21 protein-coding genes and 5 pseudogenes are annotated in these 21,408 nt (G+C 54.8%); 7 read left to right on the top strand and 19 right to left on the bottom strand.

Annotated elements, in window-relative coordinates:
- Window position 1: 1 nt before the first annotated feature.
- From HDF14_RS06680 to HDF14_RS06625, 13 genes and pseudogenes are all read right to left on the bottom strand, one after another.
- A complete protein-coding gene (locus tag HDF14_RS06680; RefSeq protein WP_183974836.1) occupies window positions 2-1,939 on the bottom strand; it encodes a type IV secretion system DNA-binding domain-containing protein in 1,938 nt (645 codons plus the stop codon).
- The gene (locus tag HDF14_RS06675) at window positions 1,936-2,217 is read right to left on the bottom strand and encodes a hypothetical protein (RefSeq protein WP_183974834.1); all 282 of its coding nucleotides are present in this window, start codon (window positions 2,215-2,217) and stop codon (window positions 1,936-1,938) included. The genes HDF14_RS06680 and HDF14_RS06675 overlap by 4 nt, the downstream gene beginning before the upstream one ends.
- 311 nt (window positions 2,218-2,528) lie before the next feature.
- On the bottom strand, window positions 2,529-2,855 hold the full coding sequence (locus tag HDF14_RS06670; RefSeq protein ID WP_260698083.1) for a hypothetical protein: 327 nt from the start codon (window positions 2,853-2,855) through the stop codon (window positions 2,529-2,531).
- A 31-nt stretch (window positions 2,856-2,886) separates the two neighbouring features.
- On the bottom strand, window positions 2,887-3,822 hold the full coding sequence (locus HDF14_RS06665; RefSeq protein ID WP_183974832.1) for a DNA-primase RepB domain-containing protein: 936 nt from the start codon (window positions 3,820-3,822) through the stop codon (window positions 2,887-2,889).
- 104 nt (window positions 3,823-3,926) lie between these two features.
- Window positions 3,927-4,301, bottom strand: coding sequence for a single-stranded DNA-binding protein (locus HDF14_RS06660; protein ID WP_183974830.1), 375 nt, complete (start codon window positions 4,299-4,301; stop codon window positions 3,927-3,929).
- A gap of 1,000 nt (window positions 4,302-5,301) precedes the next feature.
- Window positions 5,302-5,697, bottom strand: a complete 396-nt coding sequence (locus HDF14_RS06655) for a c-type cytochrome (protein ID WP_260698082.1) — start codon at window positions 5,695-5,697, stop codon at window positions 5,302-5,304.
- A 199-nt stretch (window positions 5,698-5,896) separates the two neighbouring features.
- A pseudogene (locus HDF14_RS27465) lies at window positions 5,897-6,080 on the bottom strand (peptide-methionine (S)-S-oxide reductase); the annotation flags it as partial.
- A gap of 14 nt (window positions 6,081-6,094) precedes the next feature.
- Window positions 6,095-6,524 (bottom strand): annotated as a pseudogene (msrB, locus tag HDF14_RS27460) (peptide-methionine (R)-S-oxide reductase MsrB); the annotation flags it as partial.
- Window positions 6,525-6,572: 48 nt separating this feature from the next.
- The gene (locus HDF14_RS06640; RefSeq protein ID WP_183974828.1) at window positions 6,573-7,493 is read right to left on the bottom strand and encodes a nucleotidyl transferase AbiEii/AbiGii toxin family protein; all 921 of its coding nucleotides are present in this window, start codon (window positions 7,491-7,493) and stop codon (window positions 6,573-6,575) included.
- Complete coding sequence (locus HDF14_RS06635; protein ID WP_183974826.1) at window positions 7,456-8,514, bottom strand: type IV toxin-antitoxin system AbiEi family antitoxin; 1,059 nt, start codon at window positions 8,512-8,514, stop codon at window positions 7,456-7,458. The genes HDF14_RS06640 and HDF14_RS06635 overlap by 38 nt, the downstream gene beginning before the upstream one ends.
- 340 nt (window positions 8,515-8,854) lie before the next feature.
- Window positions 8,855-9,241, bottom strand: a pseudogene (locus HDF14_RS27455) (tyrosine-type recombinase/integrase); the annotation flags it as partial.
- Window positions 9,242-9,386: 145 nt separating this feature from the next.
- A pseudogene (locus HDF14_RS27450) lies at window positions 9,387-9,437 on the bottom strand (hypothetical protein); the annotation flags it as partial.
- 38 nt (window positions 9,438-9,475) lie between these two features.
- Window positions 9,476-9,982 carry a hypothetical protein gene (locus HDF14_RS06625; protein WP_183974824.1) on the bottom strand — a complete coding sequence of 169 codons (507 nt, stop codon included), beginning with the start codon at window positions 9,980-9,982 and terminating at the stop codon, window positions 9,476-9,478.
- Between the two features lie 1,228 nt (window positions 9,983-11,210).
- On the opposite strand from HDF14_RS06625, the pseudogene HDF14_RS27445 reads away from it, so the two are divergent.
- From HDF14_RS27445 to HDF14_RS06595, 6 genes and pseudogenes are all read left to right on the top strand, one after another.
- Window positions 11,211-11,369 (top strand): annotated as a pseudogene (locus HDF14_RS27445) (molybdopterin-dependent oxidoreductase); the annotation flags it as partial.
- Between the two features lie 91 nt (window positions 11,370-11,460).
- The gene (locus HDF14_RS06615; protein ID WP_183974820.1) at window positions 11,461-12,363 is read left to right on the top strand and encodes a LysR family transcriptional regulator; all 903 of its coding nucleotides are present in this window, start codon (window positions 11,461-11,463) and stop codon (window positions 12,361-12,363) included.
- Window positions 12,364-12,534: 171 nt separating this feature from the next.
- Complete coding sequence (locus HDF14_RS06610) at window positions 12,535-13,263, top strand: SDR family NAD(P)-dependent oxidoreductase (protein ID WP_260698080.1); 729 nt, start codon at window positions 12,535-12,537, stop codon at window positions 13,261-13,263.
- On the top strand, window positions 13,257-13,745 hold the full coding sequence (locus HDF14_RS06605) for a RidA family protein (RefSeq protein WP_183974816.1): 489 nt from the start codon (window positions 13,257-13,259) through the stop codon (window positions 13,743-13,745). The genes HDF14_RS06610 and HDF14_RS06605 overlap by 7 nt, the downstream gene beginning before the upstream one ends.
- A 103-nt stretch (window positions 13,746-13,848) precedes the next feature.
- Window positions 13,849-14,238 carry a hypothetical protein gene (locus HDF14_RS06600; protein WP_183974814.1) on the top strand — a complete coding sequence of 130 codons (390 nt, stop codon included), beginning with the start codon at window positions 13,849-13,851 and terminating at the stop codon, window positions 14,236-14,238.
- A gap of 74 nt (window positions 14,239-14,312) precedes the next feature.
- Window positions 14,313-14,546, top strand: a complete 234-nt coding sequence (locus tag HDF14_RS06595; RefSeq protein ID WP_183974812.1) for a hypothetical protein — start codon at window positions 14,313-14,315, stop codon at window positions 14,544-14,546.
- A 44-nt stretch (window positions 14,547-14,590) separates the two neighbouring features.
- Here HDF14_RS06595 and HDF14_RS25985 read toward each other — a convergent pair whose 3' ends face one another.
- From HDF14_RS25985 to HDF14_RS06570, 6 genes are all read right to left on the bottom strand, one after another.
- Window positions 14,591-14,986, bottom strand: coding sequence for a PfkB family carbohydrate kinase (locus HDF14_RS25985; protein WP_221304585.1), 396 nt, complete (start codon window positions 14,984-14,986; stop codon window positions 14,591-14,593).
- Window positions 14,987-14,996: 10 nt separating this feature from the next.
- Window positions 14,997-15,533: a PfkB family carbohydrate kinase gene (locus tag HDF14_RS25980; RefSeq protein ID WP_221304584.1), complete on the bottom strand. Its 537-nt coding sequence runs from the start codon at window positions 15,531-15,533 to the stop codon at window positions 14,997-14,999.
- 254 nt (window positions 15,534-15,787) lie between these two features.
- The gene (locus tag HDF14_RS06585) at window positions 15,788-16,546 is read right to left on the bottom strand and encodes an AcrB/AcrD/AcrF family protein (RefSeq protein ID WP_260698079.1); all 759 of its coding nucleotides are present in this window, start codon (window positions 16,544-16,546) and stop codon (window positions 15,788-15,790) included.
- A gap of 20 nt (window positions 16,547-16,566) precedes the next feature.
- A complete protein-coding gene (locus HDF14_RS06580) occupies window positions 16,567-18,174 on the bottom strand; it encodes a glycerol-3-phosphate dehydrogenase/oxidase (protein ID WP_183974810.1) in 1,608 nt (535 codons plus the stop codon).
- A complete protein-coding gene (gene glpK / locus HDF14_RS06575) occupies window positions 18,171-19,667 on the bottom strand; it encodes a glycerol kinase GlpK (protein ID WP_183974808.1) in 1,497 nt (498 codons plus the stop codon). Before glpK ends, HDF14_RS06580 begins: the two co-directional genes overlap by 4 nt.
- A gap of 52 nt (window positions 19,668-19,719) precedes the next feature.
- Window positions 19,720-20,529, bottom strand: a complete 810-nt coding sequence (locus tag HDF14_RS06570) for an MIP/aquaporin family protein (RefSeq protein WP_183974806.1) — start codon at window positions 20,527-20,529, stop codon at window positions 19,720-19,722.
- A gap of 232 nt (window positions 20,530-20,761) precedes the next feature.
- On the opposite strand from HDF14_RS06570, the gene HDF14_RS06565 reads away from it, so the two are divergent.
- Window positions 20,762-21,403, top strand: coding sequence for an O-methyltransferase (locus HDF14_RS06565; RefSeq protein ID WP_183974804.1), 642 nt, complete (start codon window positions 20,762-20,764; stop codon window positions 21,401-21,403).
- Window positions 21,404-21,408: the final 5 nt, after the last annotated feature.

Genomic DNA, 21,408 nt, shown 5'->3' with positions numbered 1-21,408 from the left:
GTTAATCTCCCAACGAGAATCCAGTTTCGACCGGCTCGTCTTCGCTATCGTCGGGAACGGTGGTTACGGTTATATCCGCAGACTTCGGTGGCTTCTTCGTGAGCGTTTTTGGATCGAAGGTAAGCTCATCGTCGTCCAGCGGGCGCGGCACAAACGCGGGCTGCGTGGCCGGGATGTCGTGATAGGCAAACGAGAATCTGGCGACCATGTTTCCCAACTTCAGGAAAGCGTGCCGGTCGGGGAGCCCGGAGATTTCCGAGTCAAGCACCAAGGGTTCGACCTGGCGCTCCACGCTGAAATTGTTGCCTGCCCGTAAGCCGGTGGAGTGTGTCTCCCGCAGCCGCTCGATCTCAACTTTGCCAATGGCGTTTGACACCCATTCGGCGGCCTTCGGCTCCGTGATTTTCAGGAATATTTTGGTGGCCGGCTGTGACAGCATGACCTCAGCGAGATGACCGTAGATCATCTCAAGCTGGGCCTTGCCCTGAAAGCCAAGGATGAGCGGGTTCTTCGCCTTTCTGTTCTCTGTGATCGCAGTATGCAACTGCGGCAGACGTTGCAGACTCGCCAGCTCGTCCAGCACGAACCAGACGGGATGCTGGCTCTCTTTCGGTTCATTCAAGAGACGCAATACAAGCAAATCAATCCAAAGGCTATGAAGCGGGCGCAGGGCCTCGCGTTCGCTGGGCTTCGATGTAATGAAGATCCATCCTTTGCGCTCTTCCGCCCATTCGGTTGCAGTCCAATGACTCGCAGATTTCTCTTTCCGAGGAAGCATTCGCAGGCTATCGGCAATTAAACCGAGGGAGGCTAGAACGCCGTTGCGCTGCTGCTGCGCTCCCTTCGCAATCATCATCGCCATCTCCGTGTTCTGGACGCGACGGTCGATCTCGTCGGGGTTCGCCATCCACTCCACCAACTCCTGCGGCGATGGGCCGAAGGTCAAGAGATGGGCAAAAATTTTCTGCGGAGTCTCGGTAAAAAACTCACCCTTCTTGTCTGTGGTCGGTTGATACAGGGACGCGGCAATGGCCCTGGCCTCGGCACGGCGGCGCAGCTCCTCCGATGGTCCCCAATAGGGGCAGCGTGCATCGAGAGGATTCAAAATGATGTCGCCGCGGCTGGGGTCATAGAATCGCTGCACGAACTCGCAAGCAGGGTCATACACGATGGCAGAATGACCGCGCTCCTTGATCTGTACGAGGAGCTGCATGACCAGCCTGGACTTGCCCGCGCCGGTGTCGCCCATGATCTCGATGTGCTGTCCTTCGGCACGTAGCGGGATACGCATGAGGTGCTTCGACTCGGTGGTTTTGAATCCGACGCCATCGCCTCGGACGGCTTTGTTGAAGCCTTCTGGCGACACGAGCACCGGCCCTTTCAAGAGTCGCCCGTACTTCAGCTCTTTGAGCCGTTGAATATCTTTACGGACGGTGAACGGAAGCTGGAAAAGAAACGCGGCAAGCCCTGATAAGAGAGGAAGACGGAAGATGCCCACGAACGTTGCTCCGTCGTAAACGAAGCGGCGAAGGTAGTCATGGAGCGGTCGATTCATGTAATCGACCTTCGCTCCGCGATACAGAAAAACAACCCCTGCGGCGCGAGCAGCCGGCGAAAGTGCGAGTGGAATCGGCTTGCCAATCGGCTGTGGTGTGGAACCTGGCTGCACATCGGCCTCGGTAACAGGCCGGACGTGATGCAGGCGGTCGGCAACCATCACAAGCTGATACTCGCTGCTCTGGCGCATCGTGCCCAGGAAGCCCGTTTCGACATAGCAGGAGAGATAGTAGCGTTGTAGCGGACTCATTGCGAAAGCAAGATGGAGATAGACGCAGAGACCGGCGACGGCGAGTGCAACGAAGACGGCTCCGAAGCTGTATACGGGATAGTGAGGCGGACGGACGATAGTCTCTTTCCGCCCCCATTGTGTGTCGGTCATGGCTGTTCCGATGTCCCTTCTGCATAGCTGGCGAGCATGTCTGCCGCCGCCTTGCGCTTATTGGTTTTCACGTACCGGAGCATTTCTTTGAATTGCTCCGGCGTCATCTTTTCGCCCCGCAGCAACGGCTCAAGGGTGTTGATGAGCAGGAGACGCAAGGCTTGCACTTCGGCAAACAACGCCATGCCATCGCTGCTCTGCTGTTCATTCGCGGCATTCAACAGGATTTCCCGCGCCCATTCGCGGAGGTTCTTTCCGCAGCTTGCGGCAACCCGCAATAACGCCCTTTCCTCGCTGCGGGTAAACCGCGTTGCGATGCTCTGCGTGCGTGTCTCCCGTCCCTTAAGCCGCTGGAGGTGGCCTTCGATTTCAGAGGGGTGTGAAAGCATGGCTGGTCCTTCTTGCTGCGAACTTCAGGAGCGGTTCCTATGGAACCGCGTGAATTTGCCCTCAGTCGCAATTCGCTTGTTATCTGCATGTTTCCTAATGGAACCAAATTGGTTCCCAACGCAACCCTTTCAGGGATGGAGTGTCAATATTCTTCCGGTGCGCAGCACCGTTGTGGTTCTGCCACTGATATTGGTGCGGATCATGCCTTCGATCCCGCCACGGCTGCGGTTGTTGGTACTGCCGGCTGCGGCACTGTTGTCGGCTTCTTCGGCGACGCTTCCGTTGTTTGGGCGACAGGACCTTTGCGGATGCGAAGAGTCGATGTTGCCTGCTTCGCTTGAGGAGTTTTGAGGAAGTCTTGGAAGTCCCGGTCCTTCAAGAACACATATGCTAGGGCTTGCTCGACGACTTCGTCGGCAGATGCTCTGATGAACGCCGCGTACTGATCGACCTGCGTAGCGGTCAAATCTGTAAGGCGGATGGAAGCGCTAACTTGGCGGGTCTGGACAACTTCGAGTAGGGGCATTTTTTCTCCTTTTAGTTGTGAAATGAGCGATCTATTTGCGGGCAATCATCCGCTGCGCTGTAGCAGCGATCTCTCGTGCACGAGCAGAGCAAGTTGCGTTGGGAATTTCAAGTTGACGACGTCTTTCGAGCGACGCAATTACGTCCTGGATGGAGGTGCCTTGAAGCAGCCACTGACGAGCTGAAGCCATGTCTACGGTGCGCTGAGCGTAATAGCTCGGATTCGGTTTGTCGGAGCGGCGCGAAGCTAGCTCTTTAGTGAGTATCGCGGCATCTTTGCCGTGAGCGAGTTCCTGCGACACCCATGCCCAATCGTGTTCGGAATGCGTGTGCATGTCAGGACGCCGGTATTGAGTGCGGACGGGCGGAATACAAGCTGCCTCGCGCAGCATGTATAGCCGAAAATCATCCGGCTGATATGTCGCGTCAGCGCCGTATTCCACGGTGATGAGTTGCGGAGGATCGTACTTGCAATTGCGAAAGCCGGGGACGCGGAGAACACGATTACAGTCGGTGCAGGCGATGTCACCATGAAACGCCAGTGTCAACAGCTTGAGAGTCATCTCCTGCGTGTAGAAATCAAAGCCTTCTACACGCCAGAGAACCTGATACTTGCCCGTTGATGTTGCGACGATTGTGTTCGGTTCCGGCACAAGGTCAGACGCTCGGAGCGCAGCGATACGGGCCTCTCCATTCACATCGATATCTATATAAAGATGACGAACGGAGGCGATGCAATCCTTGGTGCGCCTACGACTGCCGGCGAAGAGCGGATTGGCTGCCACATAGATATTCGCGGAGTTGTGGTTTTCATGAACCAGCCAGCCCTGGTATCGAGGCGCGAGCGCACGCTCCAACGGCACGACACGCTGCTGCGTCGTGGACGTGCTCTCATTGCGAAGCAAGAGAGCAATGGTGTCACCCGGAGCGAAACAACGAGTTAGAAAGTCTGTAGCAGTTCGGTTCATGCGACACCTTATTCGGGGCAATGGAAGAACGCGATTGTAGGGCGCGGTGGTTAGTAGAGTAAGAAGCCCGGTGATTGCCGGGCTTCCTCTGTCAAGGAAGGGGCCTATGAGGCTTCTTCCTCGGTGACATCTTCATCGTCTTCCGCTGTTGCTTTGGCGGCACGATCCAGCTTTAGAATCGAGCTGACCCGGATCTCCCAAATGGTCTGTTCCGAGTTCGTCTTCGTGCTGGTGTACTTGCGGCTACGCAGCTCACCTTCGACCTGGATATGAGCGCCTTTCTTGAGGGTGGCGGCGAATTCTCCGAGCTTGCCAAAGGCAATGCAACGGTGCCATTCTGTGTGCTCGATGTACTTGCCGTCCTTCTTGTAGGAAGACTTGGTTGCCAGCGAGAGAGTGATCAGGTTGCGGACGTTGTTGGTGCGAACCTCTGCGTCGTTGCCGAGGAATCCGATGAGGGTGACTTTGTTTGAGTACATGGGTGCGTCCGGCGTTCAACTTTAGATCAAATTCTCTGATGCGCTCCAACTCATATCCAAAGAGTCGGTGCGCGCCATCGAGGGTTAGCGAAAATGCATCTGCAACCTCAAGAACGACATGGAGGGTAGGATGGTCCTTGGTGCGAAACAGATTCGAGAGTAAGTTTTTCGTCAAAATTTCTCGTCTCTCGCGCGCTCGATACTCCTTTTCGTTGGCGGGCCGGATCTCGCGAAACAATCCGCGGAGATGGACGAGTGCATCGGCGATTTGCTCGCGTGGGACGGAACTGTACACCGTGAGCAACCTCCTCAGAAGGTCTCAGCGCGGGAGTCGCAAGAACGAGTGATTCAGGAGAGCCTCTGTCAACAGGGTCTTCCCGAATTTTGGCGGGAAGATCTTTGAAGGATTGCCGATACTGAGTGATCTGTCGTCACCGTCCATCTAGGTTCTCATAATATAAAGCACTGGTTCTCTAAGGCAGGATAAATGAACCACAATTCCTGGCATGCTAGAGCTTGAGTATCCTCCGAGGCTGTTCGGCGTACTAAATGGAGACATTCACCACGACTGCGCTTAACACTCTACGTTCTTCGGAGAAATCGATCGCGATTAAAAGGCAGGCACCTCTGAAGCTCGATAGGCTCGAAGATTGCGGGCCACTAGAAAGCATTCCTTGACAGGTTTCCACTCGACACTAAGAATTGCGCGGGCGAGCACATGGAACTCTAATCCTGCACCGTGTCAAAGGCGCTTGTTAAGTGAGAGCGACGGAGTGACTCGTAGCTGAGCACGAGAAGCGCTCGCCTCCGTGATCTGGAGATGCGAAGAGAGGTTCTCAAACATGGAGTTGTTTTTCTGCGGCTTCCTGCCGCAACTCCTGGTTCTGAGATCTTCAAAGGCTGGCGTACCCGAGTAGCTCTGCCAATTCGTAAAGATCCCGCCATACCAGGGCGCAAGTATATGACACGGATCGTGAAACCAGAAATTGCTGAATTGTGGCTATTTCGCTGAACCGCCATAAACGGCAGGCTCACCCAGGCTGCCTACTCTCGGCAGGTTCCGAATATAAAGCACCATGCGCCATATATCCTCATCGGAAAAATCCTTGTCAGAGGCAGGCATGCCCGAAGGAGCAATTCCGTTCTTGATAATCCACTTCAGTTGTCCATCCGTATAAGACTGAACCTCGGCGCTGGCAAGCGAGGGGATGGGTGGAGAAACAGACGCCGCGAAAGGAACGCCCGTGTTCTGGCCGTCAAGCCCGTGGCAAACCATGCAGTATGAGGTAAAGCTCTGTTTGCCATCCTCAATATTCTCCGCACTCGCAGCCACTGGATTGGCGTCTTTTTTGCCTCCGATAGTGATATCGGTGCCTCCGCATAGTCTCCGGATCAATGCGTTCAACCTGAATGCGAAGATGAAGGACGGAGAGTTTAACGATGTTTTCCTCACTCCGGATCAGGTGGGTGATTTCAAAACCGACTGCGGCGTGTACTGCGGTGCGGGACACAAGACGATGTCAATGACGGTGCACGTGATTCAATAGTGAGAATGAGATCACGCCGCTCCTCTTCGTTGATTCTGCTTTCGATACCAGCAGAGTGCGATAGGTGAGTTGCTGAGGATCGAAGAGTATTTCGATCGCTTCGGCGTGGCCTTCGTGATTACGGTAGGTCGCGTTAGCGACTTTGCCGCCCGTGTATCCGACTCGAGTCGAATATTACGCCCGGGAAGCTGCGAATCAGATCCAGCAAGGACTGCACGCTCGTTCGATCCATCCATGTCGTTACTCCTATTTTTGCTTTTCAAACAGTTCGAGATATTTACCGTACCCCGCGCTCTCAAGCTCATCGAGAGGAATGAAACGCAATGACGCGGAGTTTATGCAATAGCGCAGGCCGCCGGCGTCTTTAGGGCCGTCGTCAAAGACATGCCCAAGATGGCTATCACGTGGCTTGATCGCACTTCTGTCCGACTCATGCCACGAGTGCCATCAGCACCTTCCTCTACGTTGTCCGCTTCGACCGGCTTGGTGAAGCTGGCCAGCCGCAGCTGCTGTCGAACTTGTCGAGGGACGAGAACAATGACTCGCCGGATACGATGTCCACATCGATTCCCGGCTCATCATGATCCCAGTACGCATTCTCGAAGGGACGTTCGGTTGCGTTCCGCTGGGCGACTTGGAACTCCTCAGGGGAGAGTCGAGAAATGGCCTCTGCGTTCTTTGTGTAATTGTCCATGCATGTCTCGCCGAAAGCTCTTGCTAAATTTTACAGCCCTGTCGTTTGGACAGCTCTGTGGCGCGATTTCTTTAGGGCTACAAGGTCGACGAGTCCCATTCCGCGAAAAAACCCGCTGAGAAGGGTTTCCGCTGACTCAGTGCGATCATCCAAGACACTCATCGTACGGGCTAATTGAAGTACCAGCGCAGGAAGTTCCTTTCCTGAGAGAGAGGTCGAAAGCCGAGACCGCACATTCTCGTCGGTTATGCGCTGCGCGTCTTTTCCCAAGAGAAAAGCTCCGGCCAGAATTGTGTCGAAGCCAACCCGCTCCAGTTCATCAGCCTCTTCTTCGTAGAGTCTGTCGACATTTCCAGCGTCCGTATACGTTTCGATCAATCTTCGGATGTCTTGGACGTCTCGCCCGTCATGCCGATCAAGCCAGGCAAAGAGTTTGAGGACTATGAGTCCGGGTAGAGAAGCAATAGGAATGACGAGGTCTGGGCGAACCTGTACGCGCAGCGAGTTCTCGAACACATCCGAGAAGGCCGCCACATTCATGACGACATCGGCATCGGGTGGCCAGGCGATTGTTCGCTCAGCGGTCTCCAGCTTTCCGAACGGAATGATATCAATGATTGTTTCGAATGATGCGCCAGTTGGCTGGTAGTACAGCCGCTGGGCATTTCGTCCTTTATCAGTGAATCCCGGAATGTCGAGGAACAGCTGTTTCGCAATCGCGAACTGCTCCCACGAGCCCACATGAATGGCGAAGTCTAGATCATAGGTGGCACGGGTCACAGCGTGGCCAAACACGTGATAGAGCAGGAGATCTCGAGCTGTGGCACCTACCAGCATGTAGCGTATCTTCGCATCGCGAAGGAGCCGATCGATGAGTTCCAAGATGCTGAGCGTGAATGGATCTACGGGACGTTCAGGGCTGATGAAAAATTGGTTCGAGAAAACGCTCATAGACCTCTTTGGCTGCTTCGATGTTGCGCCCATCGGTGGTCGCCATCAGATCAGCGTAAACCAGGAGCGGTGGAGCGATGTCCGTAGGCGGGCCGATTAGTTCCGGGTGCCAGAACATCTCCAATATCTCTGTATTCCCTTCCGTCGCCAAGCGCATTCGGGCTTTCGTCATAAGTGCGGTCGGAGGTGTGCCGGGAGCATAGAGCAGGAAATGTTCGGCCTTTAGATAGCGAGTGAGTTTTTCGGCGCCATATTCTCCTCCCCAATAGGCTCCGAATGCTTCGAGGCCGATGTGCGTCAACTGGTCTCTATCAGCCTGGTATCGTCGCGGTCTAAGCGTGGGACGCAGGTTTGCAGGATAGTAGGTGACCCATTCGTTGAGCAGTTCCTTTTTTCTGAGAAGGGTTCCATTCGGCGTTTTGGCGTTTTGAAGGTACCCGCGTTGGGTGAGGTCGTTGAGAACTGGGCCGATGGCTCCAAGGGCGACTTTCGCAAATTTGGCGACTTCCCGGTATGGAGCACCGGCTAATGCCGGTCTGCAGAGGAGGGCGAAGACGACCTTGAGCCCCGCAGGATTGTTAGCGCGGTATTTATCCTTGAAGGGTTGAGCTGGGCGTACTTTGCCCCGTATATCGGCCACAAATGTGTCCGTCGGAAGGTACAGGTTGCCGGCGGTGTCCAGAAAGGGAAGATCAAGTCTTCGACATTCTTCAGCCAGATCGGGTGTTGCGAATGTCGTAATGAGGAGTGGGAGATACCCGGGATAGCGTTGTGTAATGAGCGTCTGCAACTGATCCCGAATCTGGGCAACGGCGAGCCGCCGGTCGATTGTTTTTATCTCTGCCACGAAGAGCTGCTGGTGCCCATTCAGGGTGATCGTCAATACAGCATCAGCCCTTGGATTCGGGTGGTTGGTGGCTAACGGGCGGACGTCTACCTTGACCGTCTTCAGGCCAGCGGTGGCCTGAAGGGCGGCGATTGCAGTTTGAAGAGTTTGATATTCCCGGCCTGCTAGGTCCATTTGTCCTCTCCCGTCTTGTTCACAATTATATCTTGTTCACGTAACGTGAACGATATGATGTTGTGAACAAAACATGGGGCCACTCAAGCTAATAAGACAAATAAAATGGGCTGAACCCCCACGGTCAGCCCACGCCCACTGGTTAGAAAGTTGATGCCAATTTGATGCCAAACAGAGCCCGGAATGCCGGTTTTTACCGACTACACCGGCTATTAACCCATTTAGAATGTTCAGCCGTCCACCTTTGGCACACCTTCACACGGTGGAAGTCGTAGGTTCGAATCCTGCTGTGCCCACCATCAAATCAACAACTTAGACGAAAAATCCCCGCAATTGGGAACTATTCCGGGAACGGAAAGGAACAGACGGCACAGTCAGTTACGACTGTGCCGTCTGTACCCAATCCAAAAAGCGACGCGATCCTGTTCTGTGCCGCTCGGATTTCCTCTGGTATGGCTTGCGCGTATGTTCCCAGGGTCATCGTCGGCGTGGCGTGTCTCATATACTCCTGAGCAGTTTTTATTGATTCTCCATTCGCCACAACCTGTGTTGCAATCGTGCGCCTAAAGGTGTGCCATCCTATCGTCTTCGTAATTCCTGCTTCTCGTGGGGCAGGTTGAATAACCTTCTCCAGCACCGTGCCGGGCCAGTATGGGGTTCTTCCCGCACGATACGGACTGGCGAAAACCCAGTCCGAAGCTTTGGAGTAGCTGGTTTGCTGACTCCACTCCTTTAGCGTGAAGGCTAGTGGCCCCTTCTAGCGCGCCCGGCTTTTTCGAAAGTTGAGTCTTTGGAAGACCTTCCTTTTGATCCACGACAGATCGGCGAACATGAAGTTTGCTGTTGTGGAAGTCGATATCTTCCCACTTCAACCCAACAAGTTCGCCGCGTCGCAGACCCGTAACCGCCGCAACGACAACCATCACACGCGCATAACCCGGAATTGTGCGAAAGAGTGCTCTTACTTTTCAGAAGTCAGTACGTCTGGCTCTTGTTGACGCTTCGCACTCTGCCTCACTTCTCTGATGGGGTTTCTTTCTGCCCATCCATAACGCAGAGCGTGTTGGTACAGCACGCCGAATACGGCCTTCGTCTTGGACTTAGTACCGTCGGCCTTGTCCAACGATTTAAGCCATTCCTCTATGCGGAACGCCTTGATATCTCCAAGGCGTTCCCGGCCCCACCTAGGGACGATGTAGTCGTTCAGGTGCTGTTCGTAGGTTTCTCTCGTCTTCGGTGTCTTGCCTTCACTGCCCGAGAGTTCCTTCGACTTGTAGTGCTCGGCAAGCTCTGCGATGGTGAGCGGAGACGTGCTGATTGCTTCGGCATTTATGTCCAATCGAAGCGACTCGATGGCCTTACGCGCTGCGGTCTCCGTGGGGTACTCTTTTTTGGTCCCGATGCTCCATTGGCTGGCCGCGCTGTTTGGAGGGTTTGATGCGGCGCGTGTATGGCATTTCTGGCTCATGTGGCTTTTCCTTTTATTTGTTGTGCCACAAGTCATTCTGGTTCTTGCCGACGGATGGGATACGCTTCGCGGCATGATCGTAGGTTGGTCAACAAAGCAGACCGGTCGGAGGTTTGCGCAAGTGATCAATGAAGAGAAAGACCATTCATTCGGATCGGAAGACATTTCCTCGACCGGTAGTGGATCGAATCTGGAAACGGTCAAATTTGAGGCGGTCGGTTCTGCGGATACAAAGCCTACCGCCCCAGTCGCCGAAACTCGCCAAGCTGTGGAATCGATCGAACAACCCGCGAATGCGGACGGGCAACCCTCGTCACCAGTGGGCGCGCCCAGCAAACAGATGAAGCGGCTTCATCTGTTCCTGCGAAACAGGAGTTGGCAGAAGCTGGCTCAGAAACTACGACTCCTTCGGCTCCAAAGGCTATCGAGAAATCCGAGATTGTTGAAGCGATACAACAACCAGCTGATGCAGATGGAGCACCCTCGCTCTCTGTGGACCACAAACCGCAAATGGAGGAAGCTGCTTCATCTGCTGTAGTGAAATCTGCCTCCGTGGAAATACCGCAAGGCTTTTTGGGAGAGCAACCTCTCCCGATGGTTGAGGTGGCTCCCTTGGTTCTGCGCTATCGAACCCGCCGTGACCTTCTGTTATTTGGTGCCGGCGCGGTGGCAGGGGTGGCAGGAGCTGGACTTCTTTTACCACAAGCTACGCTTGACCGCCTGGGTGTGCGACGAAATATCGACTCTCGCGGGAAGGAATGGCTGTTGAACAAGGCAGTGCGTATCGACGAGGACGTGGCTGAAGCACTCTACTCGGCAAATCACATAGTTCCCACTTGCACAAAATCTCAGATCACCCCGATCAAAAACAACTACAACGGAGCCGCCCCCGACCCAGACTATATATCGGGATGGAACCTGACTCTGGGGGGACTCGATTCTGGCTTGAGCGTTTGTCTCGACATTCGGAAGCTCATGAATCGCTTCTCGATCCATGAGCAAATTACCCGGTTGGTTTGTGTCGAAGGCTGGAGTGCAATCGCCTGGTGGGCTGGTCTAAGATTTGATGATCTGCTTCGTGCCTACCCACCGATATCGCAGGCGAGATGGGCTCGTGTGGAATCGTCGGTCAACCTGACAACTCGGGAAATCCCGACCCTTACTTTGTCTCGGTCGACTTGGCAACGGCTCGGCATCCGCAGACGCTGCTTACACACACCACAACGGGCAGGCCCTCACGGTGGAACATGGAGCTCCACTCCGTCTCTTGGTGCCGGTAAAACTTGGTTTGAAGAATGTGAAGGCCATTACGCGGATTACCTATTCCGCGGAAGAGCCCAAAGCTTACTGGACTCAATATGGATATTCCTCCTACGACGTAATCTAGTCTAAGAGCGTGGCAGATCGAAGGGCTCCGGTGGTTAACAGAGCCGGCCGATTAGAAAGAGATTAGACTGGCATGCGGAGGCAGGACGCACATGGACGCAGATGACTTGAGGATTGTGGAGGCCGTCGCAAGAATCGGCAGCATGAACCGGGCGGCTGCTGAACTGAACATGGTGCAATCAAATGTTACCTCTCGAATTCGCCTCCTGGAGGACGAGCTCGGTGTTCAACTATTTGTCAGACACAGTCGTGGTGTGGAACCCAGTGAAGCTGGTCTACGCCTCATCTCCTACGTGGGCCAGATACGTGTACTCTTCGAACAAGCCATCACGGAGGTCAAAGAGGATGGAACTCCAAAGGGAAGTCTACGTATCGGGATGCTGGAGACCACGGCTGGGCTGCGGCTACCCACACTCGTAGCCCAATATGCCCAGCAATATCCAAAGGTTGAATTGGCCATCATGACGGGAACTACGACGTCTCTGATTACTCAGGTCGCGGAGCACGAACTGGATGGTGCCTTTGTAGCTGGACCTGTCCACCACCAAGATCTGAATGAGGAACCACTATTCATTGAAGAACTCGTTATTGTAAGTCCCCTATCCATAAGGAACCTCGGCGATCTCGGCGAAGTTCAGAACCTCAAAGCAATAGTATTTCGACAGGGTTGTTCTTACCGTCAGAGGCTCAGCTCGATCCTCGATGGGCTAAGTATTCATTACACTGTGATGGAACTTGCATCTCTCGATGCAATCATCACCTGCATCAGCTCCGGCGTAGGGATAACGCTCCTACCTAGGGTACTAGTGAATAGACTCTGGACAGATCAGTCCGTCACGGTGCATGAGCTCCCTGCAGATCAGGCGCAGGTAGAGACGGTATTCGTTAGACGCCATGATCGCTATCCGACCAGCGCACTCAATGCTTTTCTGACGATGACTCGTCGGATCTCAGATGTTGCGAACGTTGATATCCGATTGGGAGCTATCGAGTAAAGCGATAGCTGGTATCAGAACAAATCTGGCCTCGTTGCAATCTCCTCTCGCATCTATATTGCAGCTTGAACGCAGCAGATGGCCGCATCAGAGCGCGGCGTCGTCAACGTGGAGGAACATCCTCATGTTGTCATCTGCCGTAACAGCAGTATTGATGTGACAGGAGCAATAATGACAAATACTCAAAAGACAGTAATCGTGACGGGCGCTTCCCAGGGAATCGGTGCTGCGGTCGTAAAGGCGTTTTTGGAACGTGGCTATAACGTAGTAGGCACCTCTCGCAATGCGACAAAATCGGCTGAGTTGAAGGCTTCCGACAAGCTAGTGTTGGTGGACGGTGATATCGGACTCGCTGAGACAGCTCGAAAAGTAGCCGATACAGCTATTCAGAAGTTTGGCTCGATTGATGTTGTCATCAACAACGCCGGCATCTTCTCGGCGAAGCCTTTCACGGACTACAGCATCGACGACTTCCGAGCTCTTGTTTCGACGAATCTTGAAGGCTACCTCCACATCACCCAGCTCGCAGTCACGCAGATGCTCGCTCAGAAGCGAGGCGGAAGTGTCGTGGCCATTACGTCATCACTGGTTGAAAATCCCAACGGTGGGCTGCCGGTGTCTCTGCCGATGATCACGAAGGGCGGTCTCGAAGCCGTCACACGGAATCTTGCCTCGGAGTATGCGAAGGAGCAGATCCGGTTCAACGCGGTAGCGCCAGGAATCGTCGACACCCCTCTTCACAAAGACAATCCAAAGGATTTCCTGAAGACGTTGTCCCCGATGGGCACGATCTCCGCTTCAGAGGACATCGCAAGCGCCGTGATCTATCTCACCGAATCGAGCAATATCACCGGCGAGGTGCTGCACGTGGACGGCGGTGCGCACAACGGCAAATGGTAAGCCCGAAGGGCTCGCAGCCGGCTAGCGCGGAGCGCCGGCTGCAGGACCTTCGGATCTTGCTCCCAAGTGCTCCCCACCCACTTGGCGCATACGTCGAGGCAGTGCAATCGGGCAACCTCCTGTTCTTAAGTGGAATGCTTCCGGTTAAGGAGGGCAAGCTTCAATACGTCGGACGGCTCGGCAAAGAGCTCGATGCAGAAGCAGGCCGAAGCGCTTTGCGAATCGCGACACTGAATGCTCTTTCTGCCGCGAAGGCGCATGTAGGGTCACTGGATCACGTGACGAAGGTTGTCAGCGTAAAGGTCTACCTGGCAACAGACGGAGACTTTTACAACCAGCCTATCGTTGCGGACGCAGCCTCAAAGATTCTCCGTGATGTGTTTGGAGAGGACAAGATGTCTGTGCGAGCGGTGCTAGGAGTGGCCAGTTTGCCTCTTGGTGCGCCGGTCATGCTTGAGGTGACGTTCGAAGTCAACAACTGAGCAGGAGGGAGCGGGGCTCCCTCCTGCTCAGATGCGGGCGCTCTACTTGGCACGCTGGTAAACGAAGCACAATCGCGTCTATTAGACTATTTCGCAAGATTTCATGGATAAAAGACTCGCAATCCGCCTGTTGGTGTCGGCGAACCTTCTATATGCCGCCATCTTTCTCAAGTTTGCTGGGGTCCCGGATTCGGTGGCTTTGTTTTCGCAGATGTCGCACGCGGTCAATGGGTTGATATCTCAGCCAGTGTTCCGGCTAGGGTCAGGGGCGTTCGAGACAGCAGTCGCAGTTCTGCTCCTGAATAAGCGAACAGCCAGACTGGGCGCGGGATTGACTGTTGTGTGGATGACCGCGATAGTTCTCAGTCATATTTTCGTGTTGGGATATGGCTGGTTCTTTGTCGATGCCCTCGTGGTGATGGCGCTGGCTGTCATTTATATCTTGCTGGTGCGAGAGCAAGCACTGAACCAGACAGATCAATCGATCCAGTAGACAGTTTGTATCGAGGAGAACGAACCATGTCGCATCTAATTGCGGCATGGTTCGGCCAGAGGTAAAGATCATTCTTGACGCAAATTGGTAAAGCTTTTCAAGCCGATGACGCAAATACACTTGCGGCATCGGTCGCCGTTCTCGATCCGGCAGTAGAACAACTGATTGCAGCGGTTGACGAAATCGTAGCCGCAGCCGAGGCAGGCTCGTCTGCAGCTTTCGAAGAGCTATCTGCGATCTATTCCGAACGCCTCTATAAAACCATTCATTCCATTACCAGAAATCCGCACGATACAGAGGAAGCATAATCACTGTTACGCCTCTATCTTGGGTCCGGCTGATTGTCTGCGTCCTATAGCTCGTTCGCTCCGGCGCCCGCCAGCATCTGTTCCACTTCGGCCATTCGCGGCATCGAGGTTTGAGCTCCTGGCCGCGTCACCGAGAGCGCTGCAGCGGCGGCTGCGAAGCGTGCGCTTTCGACGGGATCTTTTTTCATCAGCAGAGCCGTCGCGAACGCACCATTGAAAGCGTCTCCCGCAGCCGTTGTATCCACCGCCTGAACCTTGAAAGGCTCCAGGCGAGCACCTAATCCGGCAGCCGATGCAAGATAGGCGCCACGAGATCCGAGCTTGAGGACTACTCCTCTAACACCCTTGGCCAATAAAGTCTGCGCCATCACGGCAGGCTCGTGAAGTTTGGCCGCTCCGTTCTCGATGAAGAATGCGGCTTCCGTCTCGTTCGGAGTCAACCAATCCACCTTATCGAGAAGTCCCTCTGGCAATTGCTTTGCAGGCCGGATCGAGAATCAACGGAACGCCCTCACGCTCGCAGATAGTCGCGAGATATTGAACCGTCTCGGTCGGAATCTCCAATTGAGTCAGCACTATCCCGGCGCCTCTAAGGATCTCAATGTTCGCATCAAAATCTTTAGGTGTCAGCAGTGCATTTGCGCCTGGGGTGATCACGATGCAGTTCTCCCCGGCTTCAGAAACTACGATCACGGCAACACCCGAGCTGCATCGCGAAGTCGAGACACCGTCGACATTCACACCCGCATCTTCCAGGTGCTCCTTCAGCTGCGCGCCGAAGGCATCATCTCCGATTCGTCCAATCACCGCGACCGGGAACTCCAAACGCGCTACAGCGACTGCTTGATTCGCACCTTTCCCTCCGTGATGAGTCTGGAAGGCTGTTCCGATTACGGTCTCTCCCTCGGTGGGAATCCGCGCGCAGTACGCGACGAGATCCATGTTGATGCTCCCCACCACGACTACTCCCTTCTTTTCAACGGACATAGACCTCCTAAGCTCGTAAACACCATCAATAAATAGGAGCGAGCGCAATCGCACTCAATCTGCAGAGGAACAGAACAAACATCCAAAATAAGTATGTTTTGGCTCGAGCGGGTGCCGTCGCAAATTCCTTCCAAATGAATACTCCCCACGCGGCAGAGATCATAGTTGCCCCTGACCAATCGAATAAGAAACTGCCGGCCCTACGATATGTGCGCGCGACGCCACAAAATTGAAGGTGGCACCCGTACACCAGATCACTCCGCCGAGGATTCCCAAAGATGCCACGATGCACGCGCCGCAGAGTACCCACTCATCGAAACAGGCTCGCTTTTATCCAGCGGTCTTCGCATCAATAGGTAGTTCAATGGAACCGCGCAAAGCGCTAAGCCGATCGTGAAGAACATGGCGACAGCATAGGGGCCAGGAGCGCCCTCGCCCAACATGGATCGTGAGACAAAGGGATAGAAGCTACCCATCAAGAGGCCCGCAGCCAGGCAGATGATGAACCCGCGCATGCTCAGCGATTTCCGTTCGGTCTCGCGTATCCGGTACGCCATTGCGTCAAGAACGATCGCTCCCACTACGAGCGCGATGCCGCCAAAGAGCATCAACGCATTGCCACTTGGCGAAATGATGTAACTGCTAATAGCCCCTACAACAAGTGCAAGCCCTATTCCGACGGGAAATGCAACGGCCAGACCAGCGATCTCAATGGCGGCGACTACGAGCAGATTGGCAACATTAAAGAGAATCCCTCCGGTGACCGCTAGGGAGATGTGGGAGGAATCCGCAGCCAGTAGATCGGCAACAAAGGGCCTGCCGACGCCTCCTATGCTTCCCAGCGTAAAGCCCCAAATCAGCGCGGCCAGGATCAACCCGATCACATAGTCCCAGTAGAAGAGTTGGAACCTGTAGCCAGGGCACAATTTCATTGTGTTGGCCCACGAACCCCAGCAGACCATTGTGACGAGCATCAACGAAAGAGCAACCGCATAAGTTTGGAGCTGAAACAATGCTCGAGCTCCCGAAATTACTAAGCTGAGACCACAGGGGGCGTGGCCGGATATTTTGTACCCTGTGGTATGTACTGAGCGGCCATTGCGCTAAAGATTTTCACCTGCTCGGCAGCCCACGTGGCATCCTTTCCGAGCTCTTTAGCAAGTAGAGACGCGACCATAGGGGCTACCTGGATTGCAGCGCGCGCGTTCAACAGGAGGGCACGAGTGCGCCGCGCCAAAGCGTCATCCAGGGTGCGAGACATCTCGTTGCGTGCGGCCCAGACGATCTCTGCCGCAATGTAAGGCAGATCGGAATGCAGGGGTTTAGCGAGTTCAGGATTCTCCTTGGCCAGTTGTTGAATCGCTGCAGCATCTGCGCCGTACACGGACAAACTGCCGAGTTCTTCAGGGTGTTGATGGTAGCCGTGAATGTGCATGGTAGCCGTGATACAGGGTTTCTCCTCTAGTCGACCAAGGGTGGTGGCATGGTCGACGCAGTCCTCTGCCATATGCCGGTAGGTTGTCCACTTGCCTCCGACGATCGTGAGAAGGCCGGAGTGGTCAATGTGAATTGTGTAGTCGCGCGAAAGAGACGATGTTTTTCCATCGCCGGCGCCGGCTGCCTTGACCAGCGGCCGAATTCCTACATATACGCTGAGAATATCTTCGCGGGTGGGCTTGTGGCTAAGATAGCGACCGGCGGTCTCGAGGACGAATTCGATCTCTTCTTCGAAGGGGAGCGGTTCATAGGAGATCGATTCGATTGGCGTGTCGGTAGTGCCGACTAGTGTTCGGTTATGCCAAGGAACGGCGAAGAGGACACGGCCATCGTCGGTCTGAGGCACGAGGAGCGCCGTGTCGCCGACTAAGAAAGAGCGGTCGAACACGAGATGAATGCCCTGGCTGGGAACCATCATCTGTTGGACCGTCGGCTCGGCGAGTCGACGAATTTCGTCGGTGAAGATGCCCGTCGCATTCACCACGGAGCGGGCCGCGATCTCAAAGCGCTCACCACTTTCGCTATCTACCGCGGCTACCCCTTGAATGAACCCGGCGTCATCTTTCTTCAATTCAACGACACCCGCGTAGTTCAACAGAGTCGCGCCATGTTCAGCAGCAGTTGTCATCAGATTGATCAGGAGGCGTGTGTCATCAAACTGTCCGTCGTGATACATCACACCGCCGCGCAGGCCGTCCTGACGGATCGTTGGCAGAAGCTTCAACGTCTCTTCGAGAGAGAGCACTTTGGACGCACCGAAGCTGTATTTGCCTGCAAGAAAGTCGTACACTTTCATCCCGATTCCGTAGAACGGGGCCTCCCACCAGGAATAGTTCGGAACTATGAACTTCAGATCTTTCACGATGTGCGGTGCGTTTCGCAGAAGGATCCCCCGCTCTTTCAGAGCTTCCATCACGAGCGAGACATTTCCCTGTTCAAGATAGCGAACGCCACCGTGAACCAATTTAGTGGCTCGGCTGGAGGTCCCTTTGCCGAAGTCTTCACGCTCCAACAGCAGTACATCGTAACCTCGTGATGCTGCATCGACAGCAACTCCAGCTCCCGTTGCTCCTCCGCCGATCACAACAATGTCCCAGGGTTCTTTACGATTGCGTACACGAGCTACCATCTCATCGCGGTTCATTTGCTCTCCTTATTCCAATGGCGAGAACGCTCGACAGCTTCTCTCCAATTCTCCTGCAGCTTTTGCATCTGTTTCTTGTCGGTCTTCGGCTCGAAGATGGTGTCGGCCTTGCGATGTGGCTTCAACTCGTCGATGCTACTCCAGAATCCGCTGGAGAGACCGGCTAGATAAGCTGCGCCGAGGGCAGTCGTTTCGAGGACAGCAGGACGGCGAACCGGTACGCCTAGCAGGTCCGCCTGAAATTGCATTAGATCGTCGTTGGCGGCGGCGCCGCCGTCGACACGAAGTTCCGTGAACGGATCTTTTGTATCGGAATCCATTACCTGAAGAACGTCTGCGACCTGAAACGCAATGCTCTCGACTGCAGCCCTGGCGATGTGCGCGATTTGGGTGCCTCGTTGTAGCCCGATTATCAAACCTCTTGCCTGAGCGTCCCAGTAGGGAGCGCCAAGGCCTGTAAACGCAGGCACGAAGACCACACCATCGGAATCAGGCACGGACGCGGCGACTGCCTCGACCTCCGACGATTTGCGGAAAAACTTCATGTTGTCCCGAAGCCACTGCACTACAGCTCCGCCGATGAAGATGCTGCCTTCGAGGGCGTAGGTCAACCTTCTTTCTGTGCTGCATGCCAGCGTTGTGATCAAACGGTGGCTTGAAAGCGTGAACTTGCTGCCTGCATGCTGCAGCAAAAAACAACCTGTCCCGTAGGTGTTTTTCGCATCGCCGGGAGAGACGCAGAGTTGTCCGAACAGCGCCGATTGTTGATCTCCCGCGATGCCGGCGATGTCCACTTCGCCAAGCCCAAGTGAAGTCGTCACCTGTCCGACCTGTTCGTTAGACCAGACGACTTCGGGCAAAAGGCTTTTTGGAATATTGAATAGCTTCAGAAGGTCGTCGTCCCATCTGTCTTCAACGATGTTGTAGAGCAGAGTGCGCGACGCGTTTGTGCGATCCGTAATGTGCCGTTTTCCGCTGGTCAGATTCCAAACAAGCCAGCTATCGACGGTGCCGAAGGCAAGTTTTCCTGCCTCGGCTCGAGCGCGCGCTCCGGCTACGTTCTCGAGAATCCATGCGACCTTACTTGCGGAGAAGTACGGGCTCAACAGAAGTCCGGTCTTCCGACGAACGGTTTCTTCAACGCCATCGTCGGCGAGTTTCTTCATCAGGGCACCGGTACGGCTGTCCTGCCAGACGATAGCGTTGTAGACGGGCTTGCCCGTCTCGCGGTCCCATACGATCGTGGTCTCCCGCTGGTTGGTAATGCCGAGCGCGACGACATCTCTCGGACGGACTCCTGCCTTGCCTAATACTTCAACCGCTGAGCTGAGTTGCGAGGTGAGTATGTCGAAAGGATCGTGTTCGACCCAGCCACTGCTTGGATAGATCTGGGGAAATTCATGTGAAGCAGTCCCCGCTATCTGTCCGTCGTGGTCGAAGAGGATAGCTCGGGAGCTGGTCGTTCCCTGATCGAGCGAGAGTACGTACTTCATCTTGTCTCCTTGGATGCTCAGGACCTGATAGATGATTTGTTTGTGTCGAATGCTACGTCTTTGCTGCATCAAGCAGGGCTTTTTGCCGAGCTGGTAAAAAGGGCCGGATAAGAAGCTGGTACGCTCCGCCTCCAACGAATGCGCCTAGCAACGGCGCAGCGATAGGGATCCACCAGTAGCTCTGTGGCGAAGGCAGCGCGGCGGGACCCCAACCCGCAAGAAAGCAGAACAACCTGGGTCCAAAGTCGCGTGCCGGGTTCAGAGCCCATGCCTCCAGATAGCCCATCGACGCGCCGATGAGAGCGACCAGGCAGCCGATCATCAACGCTCCTCCATTGGCACCTGGGGCCATCTCGTTGTACTGTTCGGTGATCGCGAAGATGCCGAAGATCAGGAATGCGGTGAGGATGATCTCGTCGCTAAAGGCATGCATCGGCGTGACTGCGAGGCCAGGATGGGTGAAAAAGACGCCCGCGGCGCCGCCTGTGGCTCGGGTGAGATGGTTGGTCAAGTTGAAGTTGTCGATTACTGGGGAGAAAAGCGTATACACAATTCCTGCGCCGAGAAAGGCTCCCGTAATTTGCGCGAGGCAATATGGAAGCACCTTGCGCCAGGAGAATCCACGGTATACCGCGAGCGCAAGTGTAACCGCCGGATTGCCGTGGCAGCCACTCACCGATGCGGTTGTGTAGATCGATATCGTTACGGCCAATCCCCATGCTATGCACACTCCCCAGTACGCCTGCTGGTAGGGGCTTGGATTGTAGAGCGTGTACATTGCCGCGACCGAGTCGCCGAACGCGATGACAAGAAACATCGCCATTGCTTCTGATATCAGTTGCCCCACGAACGTCTTGCTCATGCAGCGCTTTTCTCCTGGCTTGCCGTTCGGTTTGACTTGCTCGTTCGAAAGCCAAAGCGATCGGAACGACGGCAGTACACTCGCTCGCCATTATCTACATTTTTTTCACCTCGTGGAGCATTTCGTCCGGCGAGCGACATATTTTTGCAGATCAGGTGGAGTTCGCCTTCATATCTGGTGCGGACTCCGTGGTGCATCGAAATCCCTCATAATGGAAGATTAGGAGTTTTGCATGGGATTATTCAGTAAGAAACTAAAACAGGAACATAAGATCATGCTCCAGCATGATCGCGCCGCTGGTACACTTCAACCCGAAACGCACCGCGCCACTCCAGAATGCCCCCATCCCGAGCATTGGAGCATGATCGATTCGATGACTGCCGAACTCGAGGTTCTCGAATTGCTTGCGACGCTGGTGACGACCATCAAACCGCGACTGGTTGTTGAGACTGGCTCATTCCTCGGCGTCTCCACCGAATGGATCGCGAAGGGTCTCGAGCGTAACGGCTTCGGCAAAGTCATCAGTTGCGAGTTCGACCCGGTCGTCTACGAACGCGCGAAAGGGCGTCTCGAAGCGTCTCCGCTGAAGCCGTGGATTGAGCTCCGCAATGAGTCCAGCCTCGAGATGAAGGTCGATGGCCGCATTGATCTTTTTTTCTCTGACTCCGATATGCCGATTCGCGAACAGGAGGTCAAACGCTTCCTTCCTCAAATCAATCCCGACGGCCTCATCCTGATGCACGACGCCAGTTCGCACCACAAAGTCGTCCGTGACGCGGCGAGATCGATGGAGTCGGAAGGCCTTCTCTCCGTCGTCTTTCTACCCACGCCTCGCGGACTTGTCGTTGCCCAGCCTCGCGCCGGACGTGACTGAGCTCA

The sequence above is a fragment of the Tunturiibacter gelidiferens genome (assembly GCF_014201335.1).
GTDB classification, from domain to species: domain Bacteria; phylum Acidobacteriota; class Terriglobia; order Terriglobales; family Acidobacteriaceae; genus Edaphobacter; species Edaphobacter lichenicola_E.
The sequence above is the reverse complement of the archived record's forward strand: the minus strand, read 5'-3'. Positions and strand labels throughout refer to the sequence as shown.